We start from the raw sequence: 16,824 nt of genomic DNA, 5'->3' as shown, positions 1-16,824 counted from the left end.
TTTTGATCTTCCACCAGTAGTGGAAGACAACTAGAATCACTTTCAATCATTAGTTGAAGGTGCGCGGATGGAAACGTTGGGTAATTTGCTCTCATTCGTGCGCAGCGCCGAGGCAGGAAGCTTCTCTGCGGCGGGGCGCCGCCTGGGCCTGACACCCGCGGCGGTCAGCCGCAATGTCGCGCAATTGGAGGCTAACCTCGGCGTACGCTTGTTTCAGCGCAGCACGCGCAAACTCACGCTGACCGAAGCGGGAGAACGCTTTCTGGCCAATGTCGGTTCAGGACTGGAAAGTGTTCAAGCGGCGATCGCCGATGTGGCCGGCAATGCCGGAGAGCCTTCCGGCACCCTGCGTCTAAGTGCGGCACCGGGTTTTGCCAGGGATTTCCTGCTGCCGCTGATGCCGGAATTTCTCAATCGATATCCCGCCGTGATCCCCGAATGGCATGTCGACAATCGCCAAGTCGATCTCATCGCGGACGGCTTTGATGCGGCTATCGGCGGCGGCATCGAACTCGCGCAAGGTGTGGTCGCCAGAGCCATCGCCCCGGCGCATCTGATTCTGGTGGCCTCGCGGGAGTATCTGTCGGGGCGCCCGCGCGTCCAGCGCATTGAAGAGCTGTCGACGCTGAATCACCTGGCCATGCGCTCGGTGCAGACCGGCAAGGTGCGTAGCTGGATGCTGCAAGGCCCCGACGGGCAACGAGCGCCCCTCGAGTTGACGCCGCGCCTGTTGGTCAACGATCCGCAGGCGCTGTGTCAGTGCGCGCGCTTGGGATTAGGGGTTGCGCTGTTGGCGGTTCCGGATGTGCTGCCGTATCTGCAGGACGGTACGCTGGAAAGGGTTTTGCCCGATTGGTATGTCGATGCAGGGCAGATCTATTTGTACTTTTCCAGCCAGAAACTATTGCCAGCAAAAACCCGGGCTTTTGTGGATTTTCTGGTCGGTCAGGCTCGAGAGGATGGGTGGGCAATTCGACTCGATGCTCGGGTTTAACGAGCAAGTTATACGACCTCTAAGATCTAAGCAGCACCACAACCAAGCGATTTTACAAGCCTTTCAAGCTTGCCGGCCCCGCTCGATTACGGTACAAATCTGGCAGTTGTACGACAACATAATAAAACCTGAGCCACCCCGAGTGGCTATCATTTTTGAGATCTGCCATGTCCCGTCCTGAGTTTGCGCCAACCGTACCGCCGCCCTTCCCCCGTTATCTCGCCGTGATCATTCTGTTGTGCATGGGTTGTGCGTTCGCCGGCAACCACGTCGCGGCACGGGTCGCTTTTGATGATGGCGCGGGCGTGTTGCTGGCGATTCTGATGCGCTCGGGCGGGACCTTGCTGGTGCTGGCCATTCTCGTCCTGTGGCAGCGGCAAAGTCTGCGTCTGCCGGCGGGCGCTTGGCGTTGGCAATTACTGTTGGGGCTGTTGATCACCGCGCAGAGCCTATGTCTGTACTCCGCTGTCGCGCGGGTCCCGGTCGCTTTGGCCCTGCTGGTGGCCAACGTGTTTCCGATCCTGCTCGCCTTGCTGACCTGGGCGCTGGGCGGCCCACGACCAAGCGCGCGCACCGCGATGTTGATGGGCTTGATTCTCATGGGATTGGTGTTCGTACTGGACGTCCCCGGACGTCTGTCAGACAGCGCCAGCGTCGGCCCGGAATGGCTACTGGGCGTCGCACTCGCCTTCTGCGCCGCCAGCGTATTCGCCTGCGCGCTGTGGATCACCGACCACAAACTGTCGCAAGTGCGCGGCTCGGTGCGCAGCCTGCTGACCATCTTCATCGTCTTCAGCAGCGTCAACCTGGCCGGCCTGACCGGCGCCCTCCCCGGCGGACTCAACCTCCCCGCCACCTCAACCGGCTGGCTGGCCCTTGCCACGCTCGTCGTGCTCTATGGGACCGGCTTCATTGTGTTGTTCATTTCCGTACCCAGGCTGGACATGCCACGCAACGCACCGGTCATGAACATTGAGCCATTGGCGACGTTGTTGATGGGCTGGATTGTGCTGGATCAGATGCTCAGCAGAGGACAGATCATCGGTGGCGTGATTGTGGTGAGCGGGATTGTTTTGCTGACGTATCGCAAAGCGGCGGTGAAGGTTGGGGTGAAGGCTGAGGTTTGAGGGGGTGTGGTGGCGGGACCCTTGGTTGGCGAGTCCTGCTTATCGCCCCCGGCTCGATACCGGATCAGCAGAATTGCAGGCTCTCGAGGTCTACCTGGACATAGCTTCCTATTTCACCCTTGTAGAGATAAATAGCAGTTGCCTCCAGCTCTGTTTGTAAGAATCCCACCAAGGTTCTGAGCCTGGTGCTTGCGGCCATATCAGTAGGGTGCAAAACCATCGCACCACCGGGTTGATCATCGTAAGTTCTTACGAGAAACTCATCGACACCATCCAGAATCAGGTAATTGAAACCTCGATACTCATAGCCTGCGTCGTAGTCGACATCATCGAAACGGTCGACCTTTTCTATTCTCAAGACGCCGCCCCGCTAATTCGACCCAGCGAAATTGAAACGGTCTGGCGCCTGAAAAGTAGATGCTGCTCCATCCACGTCATTTACCAGCTACCGTACGGGATGCCGAACTTATCAATGTATCGTTTGGCCTTTTCACTCACGGGATAGGCATACTGACCACCGTTCTTGCCCAACTCCGGCCCCAGCGGTTCCAACTCTGCTTGGGTGCGGGCGACTTTGATCGGGCGTCGACACTGATCTCTGACCCAGACCTGGACTATGCCACCTGGTGCGAGTCCCAAATACACAGAAGCCATGAAGCGCGCTGTCCTGTCGGGAGTTTCGGCGCAGCGCTGATGGGTAGATTTCACCATTACTCGTCTGGCTTCCTCAGGAAAATCCACCCAAGCCCGGTAGGTTTTTTGCTCGGGTATAGACTGCCAACGGACGAAAATTCGCTTGGGCAGATCTGCGCCAATAACCGGTTTCCCCGTACCTCCCACACCTACCCAACCGCGCGCGGATTCTTTGTCGTCATTTGGTTCAGCGCCGCTGGCGTTTCCTCCCCCGGCTCGCAGAAACGTTCGACCGTTGATGTCTTCCACTGAGCTGTCTTCGACCCAAACGTTCATGAAATTGGGCTTGATAAACGCCAGTTCCCACCAAGGATATTTGGGATCGTTTTCACCTGAATTGGAGCCTGTCGCGTGACAGCCGGTAAAGGCCAAAACGCCCAGTAGAGCCAAGAATATTCTCATTACCAAAGCTTCCAGTCAGCTACATGAGGATGCTGCATGCGAATGCCATTTTCCGTTGGTGAATTGATATAAACAGCTTTCAGGCCGCTGCCGTCCCGCCTTCCTTGCGGGTGATTCCAGTTGGCAGATGTGTGGATGTATTTCAATTGCAGCAATTTCTCCTCTTCAGCTGTGGTGCTGAAGTCACCGGCGATGAATCTTTCACAAAGCGGTTGCAGCTCCTGGGGAACGGCGTACTCGGGTCGTTCGGGAATATCGTGGAGAGGAACACCTTTTTCTTTGGCCAATTGATACATGACTCTCAAATAAACCCTTGAGAGTTTGCCACTGACCGGGCGTTTGAGCTGAAGCCCAGCGTATACACGTTTGTGTTTAGGCCCGAAACGATCTTGCGGATCGGGCGGCAAAGCAAGCGCGGGGGGCGTTACGATTTCCAACAGATCGGCAGGCCATCCTTTGGCGACCCATTGTTTTTTCACCATCGCGGCGTCCTGATAGATCGAAGTTGATTGAACGTCAGTGTTGCTCCATACATCAAGTCTCTGCATGGGACTGACCAATACGCATTCCTCGACTTCGTCGAGATAGCTACCACCGATATCCGAATGCACGCCCGGAAAAACATATTCTGGATAATCGGGATTGACATTGCTGAGGGCGAAATTGGCACGACATTCATCGCGCGCCACCAAGTGGACAACATCCTTGAAGAAGCGAGGGTCGAGATACAGTTTAATGCCCGGAGCAATGGGGCTTTGCACTCTACCGAAATTAGTGAAACCGGCAATAGACGGCACGGTGTCGAATAGACCGATGAAGCCCATTCGGATACTGCTGCCATATTGATCTAGAAAGGTGCGGCTGAAATTATGGGCGTAAGTGCTAAGCAGATCCCTTAACGGCCCCTGCTTGCCTCGTACAATTTCATTGCAGAAATGACGTGCCGCCGCTGCACCTCGACTGAATCCAAAAGTGTCAAAAGTTAGCGAGGCAATTTCACTGTTCGGATTTTCTTGCAGGGCGTCTTCAACAACCTGTTTGATGAACGTAAACGAAGTCTGCACCCTACCGGCTACTCCCGTCTCTCCACGTCCCGTGCTTTGACCGACGATACTGTCTTTCTCGTTGGATTGAGTACCGATGCCTTCGATATATAACGGGCGTGACACCTGTTTTATAGGCCCTTCTCCATCAGCAATCGGAGCCTCGTAATACAGATCGGCAAGTTTTTTGATATTCGTCGCGCCAGAGCCATAACTGCTGTCCGGATCTCCCATATAGGGCTGACAACTGGGAGGAATATCCTCAGGCGCAATCGGATGCTGAGCACCACACAACAACCCCGCAGCAGAGTTGTTCGCATTGTTGCCAGTGCCATCAAAGAAAACCCCGATCCTCAACGCAATGCCTATCTTCTCAGGCTCGCGCGCGGGCTCTTTCCCGTGCTTCTCATATTCGGCCCAGTGCTGGGCGTGCAGGTCGACGGGTTTGGCTTGTTCGTAGCGGTAGTTTTTCGGCGGGTTTGGAACGTAACCACTCAATCCTTGATTCCTTGTTCTGATCCTTGAAGAACGGCCCGAAGGGTGACAGTCGAGCCCGGGTGGTGCAAGCCGTGGCCGTGTGCCAGCCGTGGTGCGCCCGGGTGTTGCGACGAGGTTTTGCGCTCGTCGCATTGCGGGTTATTTGGCTATTTCGACTTTGTCCAAAGCCTGATTGACCGCGACTTCGCCGAGCATGACGACCTGGGCGATGCCTAGCAGGGTTTTGCGGCGCGGGTTGTCGAGCAGCGCGGCGAAGTCGTAGAGCATGGTGGTGGCCGAGCCGAGGGATTCGCTGGCGTTGGCCAGCAGGGATTCGGTGTCGTATTTCGGGTTGGCGAGGAACATCTGTTCCGGGGTGTTGGTGCTGGCCAGGATGTCTGCCGGGCCGAGGTAGTGATCGAGGGCGCGTTCGGCGGCTTCGTGTAGTTTTTTCGATGCACTTGATTCGTAGGGGGATGCGGGGTCGGTGGTTGGGGGATTGGGTGTGACTTTGAACATGGTGAAACTCCTAGTTAGCTAAAAGGAGCCTTCACATTCGCTACCAAACGAAGGTGGCGGCCATACGCGGGTTGGTAGACCGGTAACTAGGAACCGGCACACCCGAAGGTGTCCTGCGCATGGCCACCATTGAGCAGCGACCTGAAGCCGGTCTGCGAACGGTGCGCGATGCGACTAGTTATGGCGGGCTACCAAACCCGATCACTGTTTTTCAGCGACCGACAGACGATAGAACCCGCGACCTAGACGCACAAGCCGGCGGATTCTGGCGTAGTCGTAGGGAATGGCGCAAGGCGTTGTAGCCGTTTGCTTAATGCTTGATTTACTGTTTAAACGGGCTAAGGGTTTTCTGTTTATGTGGCGGTGAATGGGCTGGCGTCATCGCGAACAGGCTCACTCCTACAAGGGGATCAGGCGATGGGCAGTCACAGCATTCTGCTCCTGCACATTCAACTGTCGCTTCTTAAGCAGCGGGTCAATCTCCATTTTGCTCCTCGGTCGTGTGCCGCTAGTTGTCCCTGGTACTTCAAAGCCTCAATCAAAAACCCGAGCGCTCTACGAAAGGTCGGGATGCATAAAGATTTCCTTATCGGTTTAAACGATCAATCGGGGCGGCATCAACCCTGCGTTACGAGCGTCAATTTCGGCCAGATCTCGAGCCATCTCTTCGACTGCAGGCGCTCCAGAAACACCACGTATTTATCACTTTCAAATCGGGCGGTTGGCCGCACTTTCAGCGCAAACAAATCCTCCAGCCCCAACGGCGCCGAAACCTCTATCGCACCATGCCGATCAAGCCTGACACCTACTGCCGTAGCAGTTTCCGGCCAGAACGTCATTGCATCCGCAGCCGCCCCATAAGGCGCATCGGCGTTCCGCTGGTGCATGCGTGCCTGGTTTTTCACCGACCACTTCAAGTCACTGCACAGTGCTGCAAGCTCGACCTCCACGGCCAAATCCGTTTGATCACCGGGACGTGTTCTGTCAAACCATATGACATCAATGTCCTCGGGCAACGGCGAAGGTTGGCGCTGATGCAGATGATCCCAAACCAGGCTGCGCACAAAACCTGCGGCAACCCAGCAGTCCGGCAAGTTGAGATCCCTGACTATGCGCAAGATGTGCATGCGGACGAGATCTTCAGCAATCAGATCCCGCAGTTGCGCTTCCAGATTCATTTATTTCAATCCAATGACCATGGTTGCGAGAGCCTATCAGTGGTCTCTGTAAGGGCTCGGTCCCTTGTGCTGAATGACGAGTGCAGGCGAACTTTGCAGGATAGGGCCAACTGCCGCCCACTTCTCAAACCTTGAACTCTTCCTTGAGCAAATCGGCAAACTTGTCTTTTGCGCGATGAGATTCAACGTGCCTGTTCCAGATAAAATAATTCTGCACAGGCTTTAAGTCATTGAAGAAGAATCCTTGAATACCGCCGAGCTGGCGGAACTGTTCAAACATGCCTCTCGGCACCAACGATATCCCGGCGCCTGAACTTACGCAGCCAAGGATGGTGCCATAACTGGCTATGCTTGTTATCGGATTGAAAACTTTGTACCGCTCCAGCCAGGTTACCAAAGCCTTTCTGTAGGGACATCCTTCAGGCCACATGAATAAATCCACACCGCGCAGGTCCTCTGGCTGGTTTATCACCCCCGCGGACGGCGAGGCAATCACCACTAGATCCTCTTCATAGATCTCCAGACTCTCGATGTCCGGATGTTCTGGCCTGACGGCAATTATTGCCCCGTCCAACGTGTAGTTGACCACTTCTGCGGATAATTGTGACCAATCGCCAGTGCTGAATTGCATTTGTACAGCCGGATAAAGTTGATGAAACCTGGATAGCACTTTGGGTAACCGGCCGGTAGCGGATGATTCTATGGCACCAATCCTGAGTTCTCCCGAAGGAGCTGACGACGGATCAAGCGCTCGTTGCGATTCTTCGCACAAAGACAGGATTTTGTTGGTATAGCCGAGAAAAAGCCGACCTGAAGGGCTGATGATCAATCCTCTGCCTTTCCTTATAAACAGGTCAACTCCAAGCTCACGTTCCAGAAGCTTGATGCGGTTGGTGATGTTGGACGGCACGCAGTGCAATCGCTCCGAGGCACGGACGATACTGCCCAGATCGGCTACTGCCTTGAACATGACCAGTTGCGAAAACTCCATGTAAACGCTCATTAAAAATGAATGATTGGGTCAGTATAAGTCACTTGTCGCAGGTCAACAAATCGGGCTAATTTCGCCGCTGCAAGGCAAGAAAGTGCGTTAAAACCAAACATTTCATAGGTCTTTAGGGAGAAGGACACATCATGAGCTCAGCATCGCCACAGAGTCGTTTGGAACCGCTTGAACATAAATCCATGCAAGAATTTGGCGAGACATTTATCCAGGCCCTGCCCAAGCACATACGCAACTTGAAAATTCCCGGACGTACCTTAGAAGAAAACCAACGGCGTCAACCGTTGCTGGCCTGCGTCGGCAACGTTGCTGAGATACAGGACGCCATGCTTGAGGTACTCAATCATTCCATCACGCAAGACGCACAACTGGCGGCTGAAAGCGCATTCAGGGCGTTCCTCGATAAGCCAGTAATAGACTCGTCGGTATTGAGCTTTTTCAATGGGTGGAATGAAACCCATAAAACCACCAGCCTTGTCTCGGCAAAAATCATCATGCGCCTGTCGGCGGATGCGATATCGGTATCTGCCGACAGACGTGAGGGTTACCACAATGTCATGGCGCATATGCATGAAGTGGCGAAAGATGATTTCGGTCTTGGACATCAGGGCCATGACGGAATGTACAACTACATGACTGCAGCTTTTGGTGCGTCAGCCTGGGTTGAAGAACAATTCAAAATTGCTGAATGCAATGACTTCGCGGACTTCCTATACAACACCGGGGTCGCCAAGCATAAAACGGCACTAAACTCGCAGGAACACAAATCTTCAATTATGGATGCGATGATGGTTTCAATCTCATCTGAACTGTGGAACGGTCGTGAATACAATTTCATCGCTCAATATATTGAAGCAAAGCTCCTCGCGGCCAATCCGTTCTTGAGGACAAACACGCAAAACCTGCGTAACGCCAAAGGCTACGTAATGGGGCACTCCGGAGAAGTTGAGAACAAACACGGATTGCATGCCTTGGCGGCCGCGCAAGCTTACGGTCAGACGGTAGGTCTGGAATTCAAGCCTGCGCGACTGAAGGGCATCATGCTCAATTACAATGAAAGAGTCGGCAATGCATTCTCCGCCATGCATCGGATTATGACCTGTTGATCTCTATGGATTAACGAAGCATGCCGATGAACTCTCATAATGTGAGCTTGGAGAATGATCGGCATGTTTTGACGATATTTAAACCAAACCACGAGCGACTCATGAACCTTCCGGCCAAATGACGTTCCGCAGGGATCTATCGCATGGATGTTGAACACGCTGTTCTTGCATTGGGTTTCTTCGCGTTTTGTGGTGGCCTGATAGACGCTGCGGTCGGTGGCGGGGGCCTGGTACAGGTGCCGGCACTTCTACATGCTCTACCCCAGTACAGCCTTGCCACCATTTTCGGCACCAACAAACTGGCCGTTCTGGCAGGCAATATTTCATCAATATCGGGTTACCTGAAGCGCATAAAAATTCGCTGGAATTTAATGCTTCCGACCATGCTCGCCGCTTTTTTATTTTCTTTTCTCGGAGCTCTCTCGGTATCCCTTGTTCCTAAAAGATTGATGGAGATCGTCGTCTTTTTCATATTGATAGTCATGGCTATCTACACGTTTATGGAAAAAAAACTTGGTTTGGCAGGCACCGACCGCCACTTCGGAAAGAAAGACATTTGCCTTGGAGTTTTCTTTGGCAGCCTGATCGGTTTCTACGATGGTGTCTTCGGCCCGGGCAGTGGCAGCCTGCTGCTGTTTATCTTCGTCAAGGTCTTTGGCTTTGATTTCCTCAATGCATCAGCCTCTGCAAAACTGGTCAACCTGGGGACGTTCAGCGCTGCGCTCATATTTTTTATCCCCTCCGGTAATGTCTTGTGGGCGATTGGCGGCATAGTTGCTTTATGCAATATGGCCGGTGCACTGACCGGTGTCTTTTTGGCATTACGGTATGGAAGCAGTTTCATCAGAGTTTTCTTCCTGATTCTGCTCGTATTCCTGATCGGCAGAATGGGGATCAACATTTTTTCGTAGACCCTGGTCACGTCATACCCTCCGCCGCGAATCCCGCCGTACCGCCTGCGGCGGCACGCCAAAGCCGCGCATGAACACCTCGCGCATATGCCGACGGTCACGAAACCCGGTTTCTCTGGCAACAATATCCAGACTGTGATTGCTCTGCTCGATCAGCAAACGCGCCGCTTCCAGGCGCAGGCTCTCTATCGCCTTGGCCGGAGACTGGCCGGTTTCGGCGGTGAACACGCGGGTGAATTGCCGCGGACTCAGGTGCACCACTTCGGCCAGTTCTTCGACGCTCAACGGGCGATTGAGGTGCTTGCGCGCGTAATCCAGCGCACTCTGAATGCGATCGGATTTGGGTGACAGCGACAGCAATTCCGAGTGCTGCGACTGCCCGCCCGAGCGGCGCTGATGCATCACCAGCCGATGGGCCACCGAGCGCGCAATGTCGCTGCCCAGATCTTTTTCGACCATGCCCAACGCCATGTCGACACCAGCGGTCATGCCCGCCGACGTCCACACCGGGCCGTCGATGATAAAGATCCGGTCGTCCTCGACGTTCACCGAGGGATGCATCCTGCGCAGCGCCGGGGCGAACGCCCAGTGCGTGGTCACGCGGCGGTTGTCCAGCACGCCCGCCTGCGCCAGTACGAACGAGCCGGTGCAGATGCCGGCCACGCGGCGTGCGCCGTCGGCGAGCCCGCGCACGCTGTGCAGCACATTAGCATCGGGCGGCGTCAGCGGTGTCAGCGTTCCCGCCACCAGCCAACTGTCGGCCAGCCCCGCTTGCGTCAGCGGCAACGTATCGACGTGCAAGCCCAGCGAGGAGCTGACGATGCCGCCGGCCTGGGAAAAGTTCTGCACCTTGTACACGGCTTTGCCCGTGACGATGTTGGCGAACTCGAACACCGACTGGGTCGCCAGCGCCATCACCTGAAAACCTTCCGTGAGCAGATAGCCGACTCGATGCATGGTCGCGCTCCGTTTGTTGAATGTCCTGAAACACTACCACATACGTCATTCAGGTCGGAGCAGGTTTTCTCCATCATGGCTTGCATTCCAATCAATCCACTCGCGGGACGCAGCTCATGAAACTTGAAGCCAACACGATCTTCATCACCGGCGGCACTTCCGGCATCGGCCGCGCACTGGCCGAGGCCCTGCATCAGCGCGGCAACAAGGTCATCATCGCTGGTCGTCGCCAGACCCTGCTGGCAGAGATTGCCCAGGCGAATCCGGGCATCGACACCGTGCAGCTGGACATCAACGATGCGCAGCAGATCAAGGACGTCGCCGCCGAAGTCATCCGCCGCCATCCGTCGTTGAACGTGATCATCAACAACGCCGGGATCATGCCCTTCGACAACGCGGGTTCCGGCGCCTACGACGATGTGCAGGCAGTAGGTCTGTTGCAGACCAACCTGCTCGGCCCGGTGCGCGTCAGCGCCGCGTTCGTCGAACACCTCAAGCGCCAGCCCGAGGCCTACATCATCAACAACAGCTCGGTGCTGGCCTACCTGCCGCTGGCGACCACGGCGCTGTATTCGGCGACCAAAGCGGCGATCCATTCCTACTCGCTGTCGCAACGTTTCATGCTGCGCGACACCAGCGTCAAGGTCCTGGAAATCGCGCCACCTTGGGTCGATACCGACCTGATTCACAAGAGCGGCGACGAGCGCGCCATGCCGCTGGACGAGTTCATCGAGGAAACCCTGATCAAGCTGGAAACCGCCACCACCGAAGTGCTGGTCGACCGAGTGCTGCCGCTGCGAGCCAACCAGGGCGCGAACGAGCACGGGTTGATCGAGCAGTTCAACCTGTCGCTGCTGGAAAATCCTATTCCGGTGGCCTGAACTCACCGACAGAAACATCCGGGCTCAATGCCCGGGTAGCCTGGCTGTTGATCATGTTCATTCACAACGCGGCAAGCCAAACACCACCCGCGCCCCCCTCGGCTCATTGCGCTCGGCCCACAATTTGCCGCCATGTCCTTCAATGATCGTGCGGCAAATCGACAGGCCCATGCCCAGCCCGGTGGATTTGGTTGTGAAGAACGCCGTGAACACTTGCTCCGCCCGCTCGCAGGCAAAGCCCGGCCCCGAATCGCTGACGCTGATGTGCACGTTATCGCCCAGCGCCTCACTGCGAATCAGCAGACGTCGCTGCCCCTCTGCCATGATCGTCATGGCTTCGAGGCTGTTGATGATCAGGTTGAGCAACACCTGTTGCAGTTCGACCCGGTCCGCCACTACGAAAGGCAAATCTGCCGCCAGCTCAACGCTGACTTCGGCGCCGTGCTTGAGCGCTTCGCCCCGGCTGAAACCGACCATTTCTTCAATCAGCAGATTGAGGCTGACAGGCTGACGCTGCGGTGGCGTTTTGTGAATCAGCGCGCGGATGCGCCCGAGTACGTCGGCGGCGCGGTTGCCGTCGAGAATGATATGCCGCAGGCCCTGCTCGACCTCGTTGATATTTGGTGGCTTTGCACCGAGCCAGCGCAACGCGGCATTAGCATGGGTCACCGTGGCGGCGATCGGCTGATTGACTTCGTGGGCAATCGATGCGGCCAACTGACCCATGGTTGCCACACGATTGGCGTGGGCCAGTTCCGTTTGCACCTGACGATAACGACGCTCGCCTTCGCGCACTTGCTCTTCAGCCAGCTTGCGTTCGCTGATATCCAGCACAAAGGCCAGGCCCTGTTGCTGACTCGCTTCGAAGGCAGCCAGACCGACAATCACCGGCAGCCGACTGCCGTCCTTGCGGATGTACTCCTTTTCGAATGGCTGGGCCCGGCCAGTGTGGATCGCCGTTGCCAGTGCAATATCGCTGTTAGCGCGCATCGCCGGCGGGGTCATGTCACGCCAATGGACACTGCCCGAAAGCAACTCATCACGGGTGTAACCGACCATGCGCAGGAACGCGTCATTGGCCTCGATGATTTCCCCTTCCACGCCCCAGACGATGATGCCGATGATGTTGGCGTCGACCAGCCGACGGATCTTCGCTTCTCGCTCGGCGAGGTCGCGGTACAGGCGCGCGTTGTCCAGCGAGATCGCTGCCTGCGACGCCACCAGGCGCAACACGGCGAGACGCGTCGGGCTGAACACCCCGGCGGACAGGTTGTTTTCCAGATACAGCGCCCCGGCGACCCGCGCCTGATTCATCAATGCCAGGCACAGGATCGAGCGCGCGCCTCGTTGCTGAACGTATGGATCAGCGGCGAACAGCGGATCGGCAACCGCGTCGTCCAGGCACAGGTTTTCGCCGGTGCGCAGCGTCTGGTAGAGCACTGACTCTGCCAGCGCCACCGTGTGCAGCGGCGCGTTGCACAGCTGCGTGGCACCGTCGCCGATACGGGTTCGCGCAGCGACATAGGGAATGTCGGCGTTCAACAAAATGAGCAGGCCATGCTCGGCCCCGGCCTGTTCGATCGCGGTGCGCATCACCGTTTCGATCAAACGGTCCAGGACGATCTCGCCGGAGACTGCTTGAGAGACCTTGAGCACCGTTGCCAGGTCGAGATGTTCAACTGGCGTAATGAGCGTGGTGACCGGATTCGGTTGCGCCTCTTCGGCACGCAGAAAACGATGACGTCGCTCCAGCTCCCGCACCTTGCCAGCAGCCCCCCAACGCAGATAGGCGTAGCGTGCGTCGCGCAGGTAAACCCGGGATATCCTGACCAGCCCGCGAGCGCCGTAGAACCGTGCGGCCAGTTCGTTGGCCAGCGCTTCGATATGGAGCAAACCATTGTCCTGAGCCAATTGAATGGCTTGCTCGTACTGCAATTCGGCTTCGAGCAACTGTCCGGTGACGCGCGCCATTTCCGCGCCGACCAGCGCCACCTGACTGGCGAAGGTCTCTGCACACAAGCGCGCCCACGTCTGCAACTGTTCATGATGTTGACCCAGACGCTGCAAAGCACCGGCGTCAGTTTCGCCGTGGGCCGCCAAGGTCAACGCCGCGTAGAAATGGTATTCGGCCTCCTCGAAAAACGCCGAAACCACCCACAAAAGTCCCTGCGCCTGGGCCGCGCACTCAGCGGCCGCCGCGTAATCCCCGGCCAGATAGCGCGCCTGCAACTTGCGTACCCAGTACTTGCCGCGCGCCAGCGCCAGATCCGCCGAACCGGCCAGATGCGCCTCGACAGCTGTTTCATCGAACCCGTCATCGTCGAAACAGCCGAACGTCGGCGTCTGCCCGCGCAGCATGCGGATCAGCGTCAACTGGCAGCGCATGAAATCCGCCACCAGACCGAAACCGACCTTTTGTGCATAGACCAGCCCTGATTCCGCTTGCGCCTGCACCTCGGCCAGCGGCTCGCCGATAAACAACAGATCGGAAATCAGGCTGTTTCCGGCGAACGCGGCATACGGCAGATCGCCGCTGCGATGGGCCGCGTTGAGCGCACGGCGCAACAGTTCGCGGCACTCGCGCACTGGCCGCATCCAGCGCACCACGAAGATCGAGAAGCACAACCAGGTGCTCGCCTCATAACGCGTGAGCCCGCGCCGATCAACCAGATCGCAGCCCAGACGGCCAAATCGATAACCAGCGGCATAGTCGCCAAAACGCGGCCCCGACACGCGCCCGAAGTTGGCATAGAGCAGGCAGGAGGCGTCGCAGTTGCCATATTGCAGGCTCAGGCTGATCGCTTTGCAAATGGTCAGGCTGGCGAGGTTCAGATCCGACTGCACCGCCGGCGCGAAGAGTTTGCCCAGCGCATCGAGGGTGGCCCGCGCGGCAGGATCCTCCATCAGCGGCAAGTCGATCATCTGCTCGATACTGCGCCCGCGCAGGCTGGTCCAGACCTGCTGATATTCGTCGCGCACCTGAATATCGTCCGGACGCGCTGGCCAATCGATGCCGACCTGACGCAGAAAGGCCAGACACACCGTCACCGCCCGGTCACTGCGATCAAGCAGCAAGTAGACATCCATCTGCAGGCACGCCACCGCCGCGCGCTCGACGGTGGTCACGGCGCGCTCGGCCAATGTCGCCAGGCGCGAGTCGGCAAGCTGCAGTTGGCCGGTGAGAAATTCGCACTCGGCACGGTTCAGCTCCAGAGCGAAACCCAGTTCATGCCGACTGTCATAACCCTGCTCGCCCAACAGTTCTGCGCCGGCGCCCAGATAGGTCAGTGCTGAGGTATAAGCGGTCGAGGCCTTCGCTCGCTGGCCGGCGAGCAGGTTGAACTCGGCCAGTTGCTCGCGCTCGGCACGCAGGCTGATCAGATGCGCACCGCGATTGAGCTGGCCGACAATCTCGAAGATCGCCTCCTCGCGCCGCTCACCCTGGGTTTGCAGTGCCAGCAGCCGGCCGATGCGCAAGTGCATTTGCGCCCGTTCGGTTTCAGCGATCAGCGAATACGCCGCCTCATGGATGCGATCATGCACAAACCTGTAGGCACCGTCCTGACGCTCGACCAACTCAAGCCGCACCGCCGGCCACAATGCGGAGTGAACGTGAGGCACCGGCACATCAAGGACTGTGGCCAGCGTGTCGAGACGCGCGACGTTGCCCAGGCAGGCCAGTTGTTGCAGCGCCTGGCGGGTTTCCTGGGGCAGCCGCGCCAGTTTGCCGACCATCAAATCGACGACATTGTCGGTGTAGCCCTTGCCGTTGATCAGGTGCACATCCCACCGCCAGCGCTGGCACGCAGGCTCGTATGTCAGCAGCTTCTCCTCGGCCAGGGCGTGCAGAAACTGGATGACGAAGAACGGATTGCCAGCGGTCTTGTCCAGCACCAGCCGCGCCAGCGCGACAATGCTCGCCGGCGGGCAGCGCAGTGACTCGCTGATCAGTTGTTCGATGTGCGCGCCAGCCAGTGGCGCCAGACGAATTTCGTCAATGTGTACGCCGGCGTGATGCAGGGTCTTGAGTGTGCGGCTGAGTGGGTGATCGCCATCTACCTCGTTGTCGCGATAAGCACCGACCAGCAGCAGATGAGGGGTCTCTGCGCGACTGAGCAAATCTTCGAGCAGATCAAGGGTGGCCGCGTCGAGCCATTGCAGGTCGTCAAGGAACAGCGCCAACGGATGCTCGGACTGAGCGAACACGCCGATAAAACGCTGCAAGACCTGAAGGAACCGCTGCTGCGCCTGTTGCGGCTCCAACTCAGGCACGGGCGGCGGCTCGCCGATGATCAGCTTGAGTTCGGGGATCAGATCGGTGATCAACCGCGCATTCGCTTCCAGTGCCCGCAACAGTGCTTCGCGCCAGCCCGCCAGTACGTCGGTGCGCTTGCCCAACAGCGTCCGCACCAGCCCCTGAAAGGCCTGAACCAGAGTCGAATAAGGCACGTCGCGCTGGTACTGGTCGAACTTGCCGGCGGCGAACAAGCCACGCGACGGCACCAGCACCTTGTGCAGTTCACTGACCACCGACGATTTGCCGATGCCGGAATAGCCGGATACCAGCACCAGTGTCGGCGCGCCTGTCTGCACCACATTGGCGAAGGCATCGATCAACGTTTGCACTTCGTGTTCGCGGCCGTAGAGTTTTTCCGGAATCAGCAAGCGCTCGCAGGCGCCCTGCTCGTCCAACGTGAACGTCTCGATCTGCCGCATACGGCGCCAGTCATCGAGGCAACGGCGCAAGTCATGCTCGACACCGACTGCGCTCTGATAGCGCTCCTCGGCAGTTTTCGCCAGCAGTTTCATGACCACTCGCGAGAACATCGGCGGCACCGTCGCCACCCGTTCACACACGGGCATTGGCAGCCGCGCGATATGGCAATGCACCCACTCCATCGGTTCACTGGCACTGAACGGCAGCGAGCCGGTGAGCATCTGGTACAGCGTCACGCCAAAGGCATACAGATCACTACGCGAATCGATCGAACGATTCATCCGCCCGGTTTGCTCCGGCGCCATGTAAGCCAGCGTGCCGGCGATAGATTCCGGTGGCGTGGGCGCTTGCCGTTCCCGTGGCAAGCGCGTGGCCAGGCCGAAGCCGGTCAGCCGCGCCTGCCCGTCATGGCAATGGACAAAGACATGCTGCGGTTTCAGGTCTTTGTGCACCAGACCACACTGATGCATATGGCCCAGTGCCTTGGCGATGTTCGTGGCCAATTCCAGACAGGTTTCGATATCCAGCGGAGCGACCAGCAATCGCGACAACGGCTCGCCACCCGGATCGTCGAACAGCAGACGAACTCGGGTGCCCGTACGCTCGAAAGCTGTCGGCTGCAACGCCCAGGCAGGATTGAGGTCGTCCCTGAGGCTGTATTCATGCGCCAGACGCTCCAGGGTGCTCGGCAATGGCTGGCCCATCGCCGGACGCACCGCCAGTAGGCTGCCATCATTCGAACCGCGCTCACGGGACAGCACCCGCTCGCCGTCGTCCCACAAAATCTGTTTTCTGCTGGCCATCTGCGTCAACACT

13 protein-coding genes are annotated in these 16,824 nt (G+C 57.7%); 5 read left to right on the top strand and 8 right to left on the bottom strand.

The features are described from left to right. Positions 1-67: 67 nt before the first annotated feature. Positions 68-994, top strand: coding sequence for a LysR family transcriptional regulator (locus AB4N41_RS19350; RefSeq protein ID WP_095179622.1), 927 nt, complete (start codon positions 68-70; stop codon positions 992-994). Between the two features lie 167 nt (positions 995-1,161). Continuing rightward, positions 1,162-2,121 (top strand): EamA family transporter, encoded by a 960-nt coding sequence (locus AB4N41_RS19345; protein ID WP_041480569.1) that lies wholly within the window; start codon positions 1,162-1,164, stop codon positions 2,119-2,121. A 64-nt stretch (positions 2,122-2,185) separates the two neighbouring features. Here AB4N41_RS19345 and AB4N41_RS19340 read toward each other — a convergent pair whose 3' ends face one another. The 6 genes from AB4N41_RS19340 to AB4N41_RS19315 form a co-directional block, all read right to left on the bottom strand. Next, complete coding sequence (locus tag AB4N41_RS19340; RefSeq protein ID WP_252877898.1) at positions 2,186-2,479, bottom strand: hypothetical protein; 294 nt, start codon at positions 2,477-2,479, stop codon at positions 2,186-2,188. A gap of 80 nt (positions 2,480-2,559) precedes the next feature. After that, positions 2,560-3,216, bottom strand: coding sequence for a DUF2931 family protein (locus AB4N41_RS19335; RefSeq protein WP_460137906.1), 657 nt, complete (start codon positions 3,214-3,216; stop codon positions 2,560-2,562). Next, the gene (locus AB4N41_RS19330; protein ID WP_056784821.1) at positions 3,216-4,757 is read right to left on the bottom strand and encodes a phospholipase effector Tle1 domain-containing protein; all 1,542 of its coding nucleotides are present in this window, start codon (positions 4,755-4,757) and stop codon (positions 3,216-3,218) included. Before AB4N41_RS19330 ends, AB4N41_RS19335 begins: the two co-directional genes overlap by 1 nt. A 138-nt stretch (positions 4,758-4,895) precedes the next feature. Beyond that, complete coding sequence (locus tag AB4N41_RS19325; protein WP_252877897.1) at positions 4,896-5,255, bottom strand: DUF6124 family protein; 360 nt, start codon at positions 5,253-5,255, stop codon at positions 4,896-4,898. A gap of 617 nt (positions 5,256-5,872) precedes the next feature. After that, positions 5,873-6,433 (bottom strand): nucleotidyltransferase family protein, encoded by a 561-nt coding sequence (locus AB4N41_RS19320; RefSeq protein WP_095179616.1) that lies wholly within the window; start codon positions 6,431-6,433, stop codon positions 5,873-5,875. A 124-nt stretch (positions 6,434-6,557) separates the two neighbouring features. Further along, positions 6,558-7,424 (bottom strand): LysR family transcriptional regulator, encoded by an 867-nt coding sequence (locus AB4N41_RS19315; RefSeq protein WP_095179615.1) that lies wholly within the window; start codon positions 7,422-7,424, stop codon positions 6,558-6,560. A 143-nt stretch (positions 7,425-7,567) separates the two neighbouring features. Here AB4N41_RS19315 and AB4N41_RS19310 point away from each other — a divergent pair, with 143 nt between their 5' ends. Together AB4N41_RS19310 and AB4N41_RS19305 are read left to right on the top strand one after the other, a co-directional pair. Further along, entirely contained in the window at positions 7,568-8,542 is a 975-nt protein-coding gene (locus AB4N41_RS19310) for a hypothetical protein (protein ID WP_252869237.1), read from the top strand. 143 nt (positions 8,543-8,685) lie between these two features. Beyond that, positions 8,686-9,453 carry a sulfite exporter TauE/SafE family protein gene (locus AB4N41_RS19305; protein ID WP_457263509.1) on the top strand — a complete coding sequence of 256 codons (768 nt, stop codon included), beginning with the start codon at positions 8,686-8,688 and terminating at the stop codon, positions 9,451-9,453. A gap of 12 nt (positions 9,454-9,465) precedes the next feature. On the opposite strand, the gene AB4N41_RS19300 is transcribed toward AB4N41_RS19305, so the two are convergent. Further along, positions 9,466-10,410 (bottom strand): GlxA family transcriptional regulator, encoded by a 945-nt coding sequence (locus AB4N41_RS19300; RefSeq protein ID WP_252877895.1) that lies wholly within the window; start codon positions 10,408-10,410, stop codon positions 9,466-9,468. Between the two features lie 116 nt (positions 10,411-10,526). On the opposite strand from AB4N41_RS19300, the gene AB4N41_RS19295 reads away from it, so the two are divergent. After that, positions 10,527-11,291, top strand: a complete 765-nt coding sequence (locus tag AB4N41_RS19295; RefSeq protein ID WP_252877894.1) for an SDR family oxidoreductase — start codon at positions 10,527-10,529, stop codon at positions 11,289-11,291. 57 nt (positions 11,292-11,348) lie between these two features. On the opposite strand, the gene AB4N41_RS19290 is transcribed toward AB4N41_RS19295, so the two are convergent. After that, positions 11,349-16,811, bottom strand: a complete 5,463-nt coding sequence (locus tag AB4N41_RS19290; protein WP_056784805.1) for a trifunctional serine/threonine-protein kinase/ATP-binding protein/sensor histidine kinase — start codon at positions 16,809-16,811, stop codon at positions 11,349-11,351. Positions 16,812-16,824 lie beyond the last annotated feature (13 nt).

It is taken from the genome of Pseudomonas sp. S2_A10, assembly GCF_054668465.1.
The sequence above is the reverse complement of the archived record's forward strand: the minus strand, read 5'-3'. Positions and strand labels throughout refer to the sequence as shown.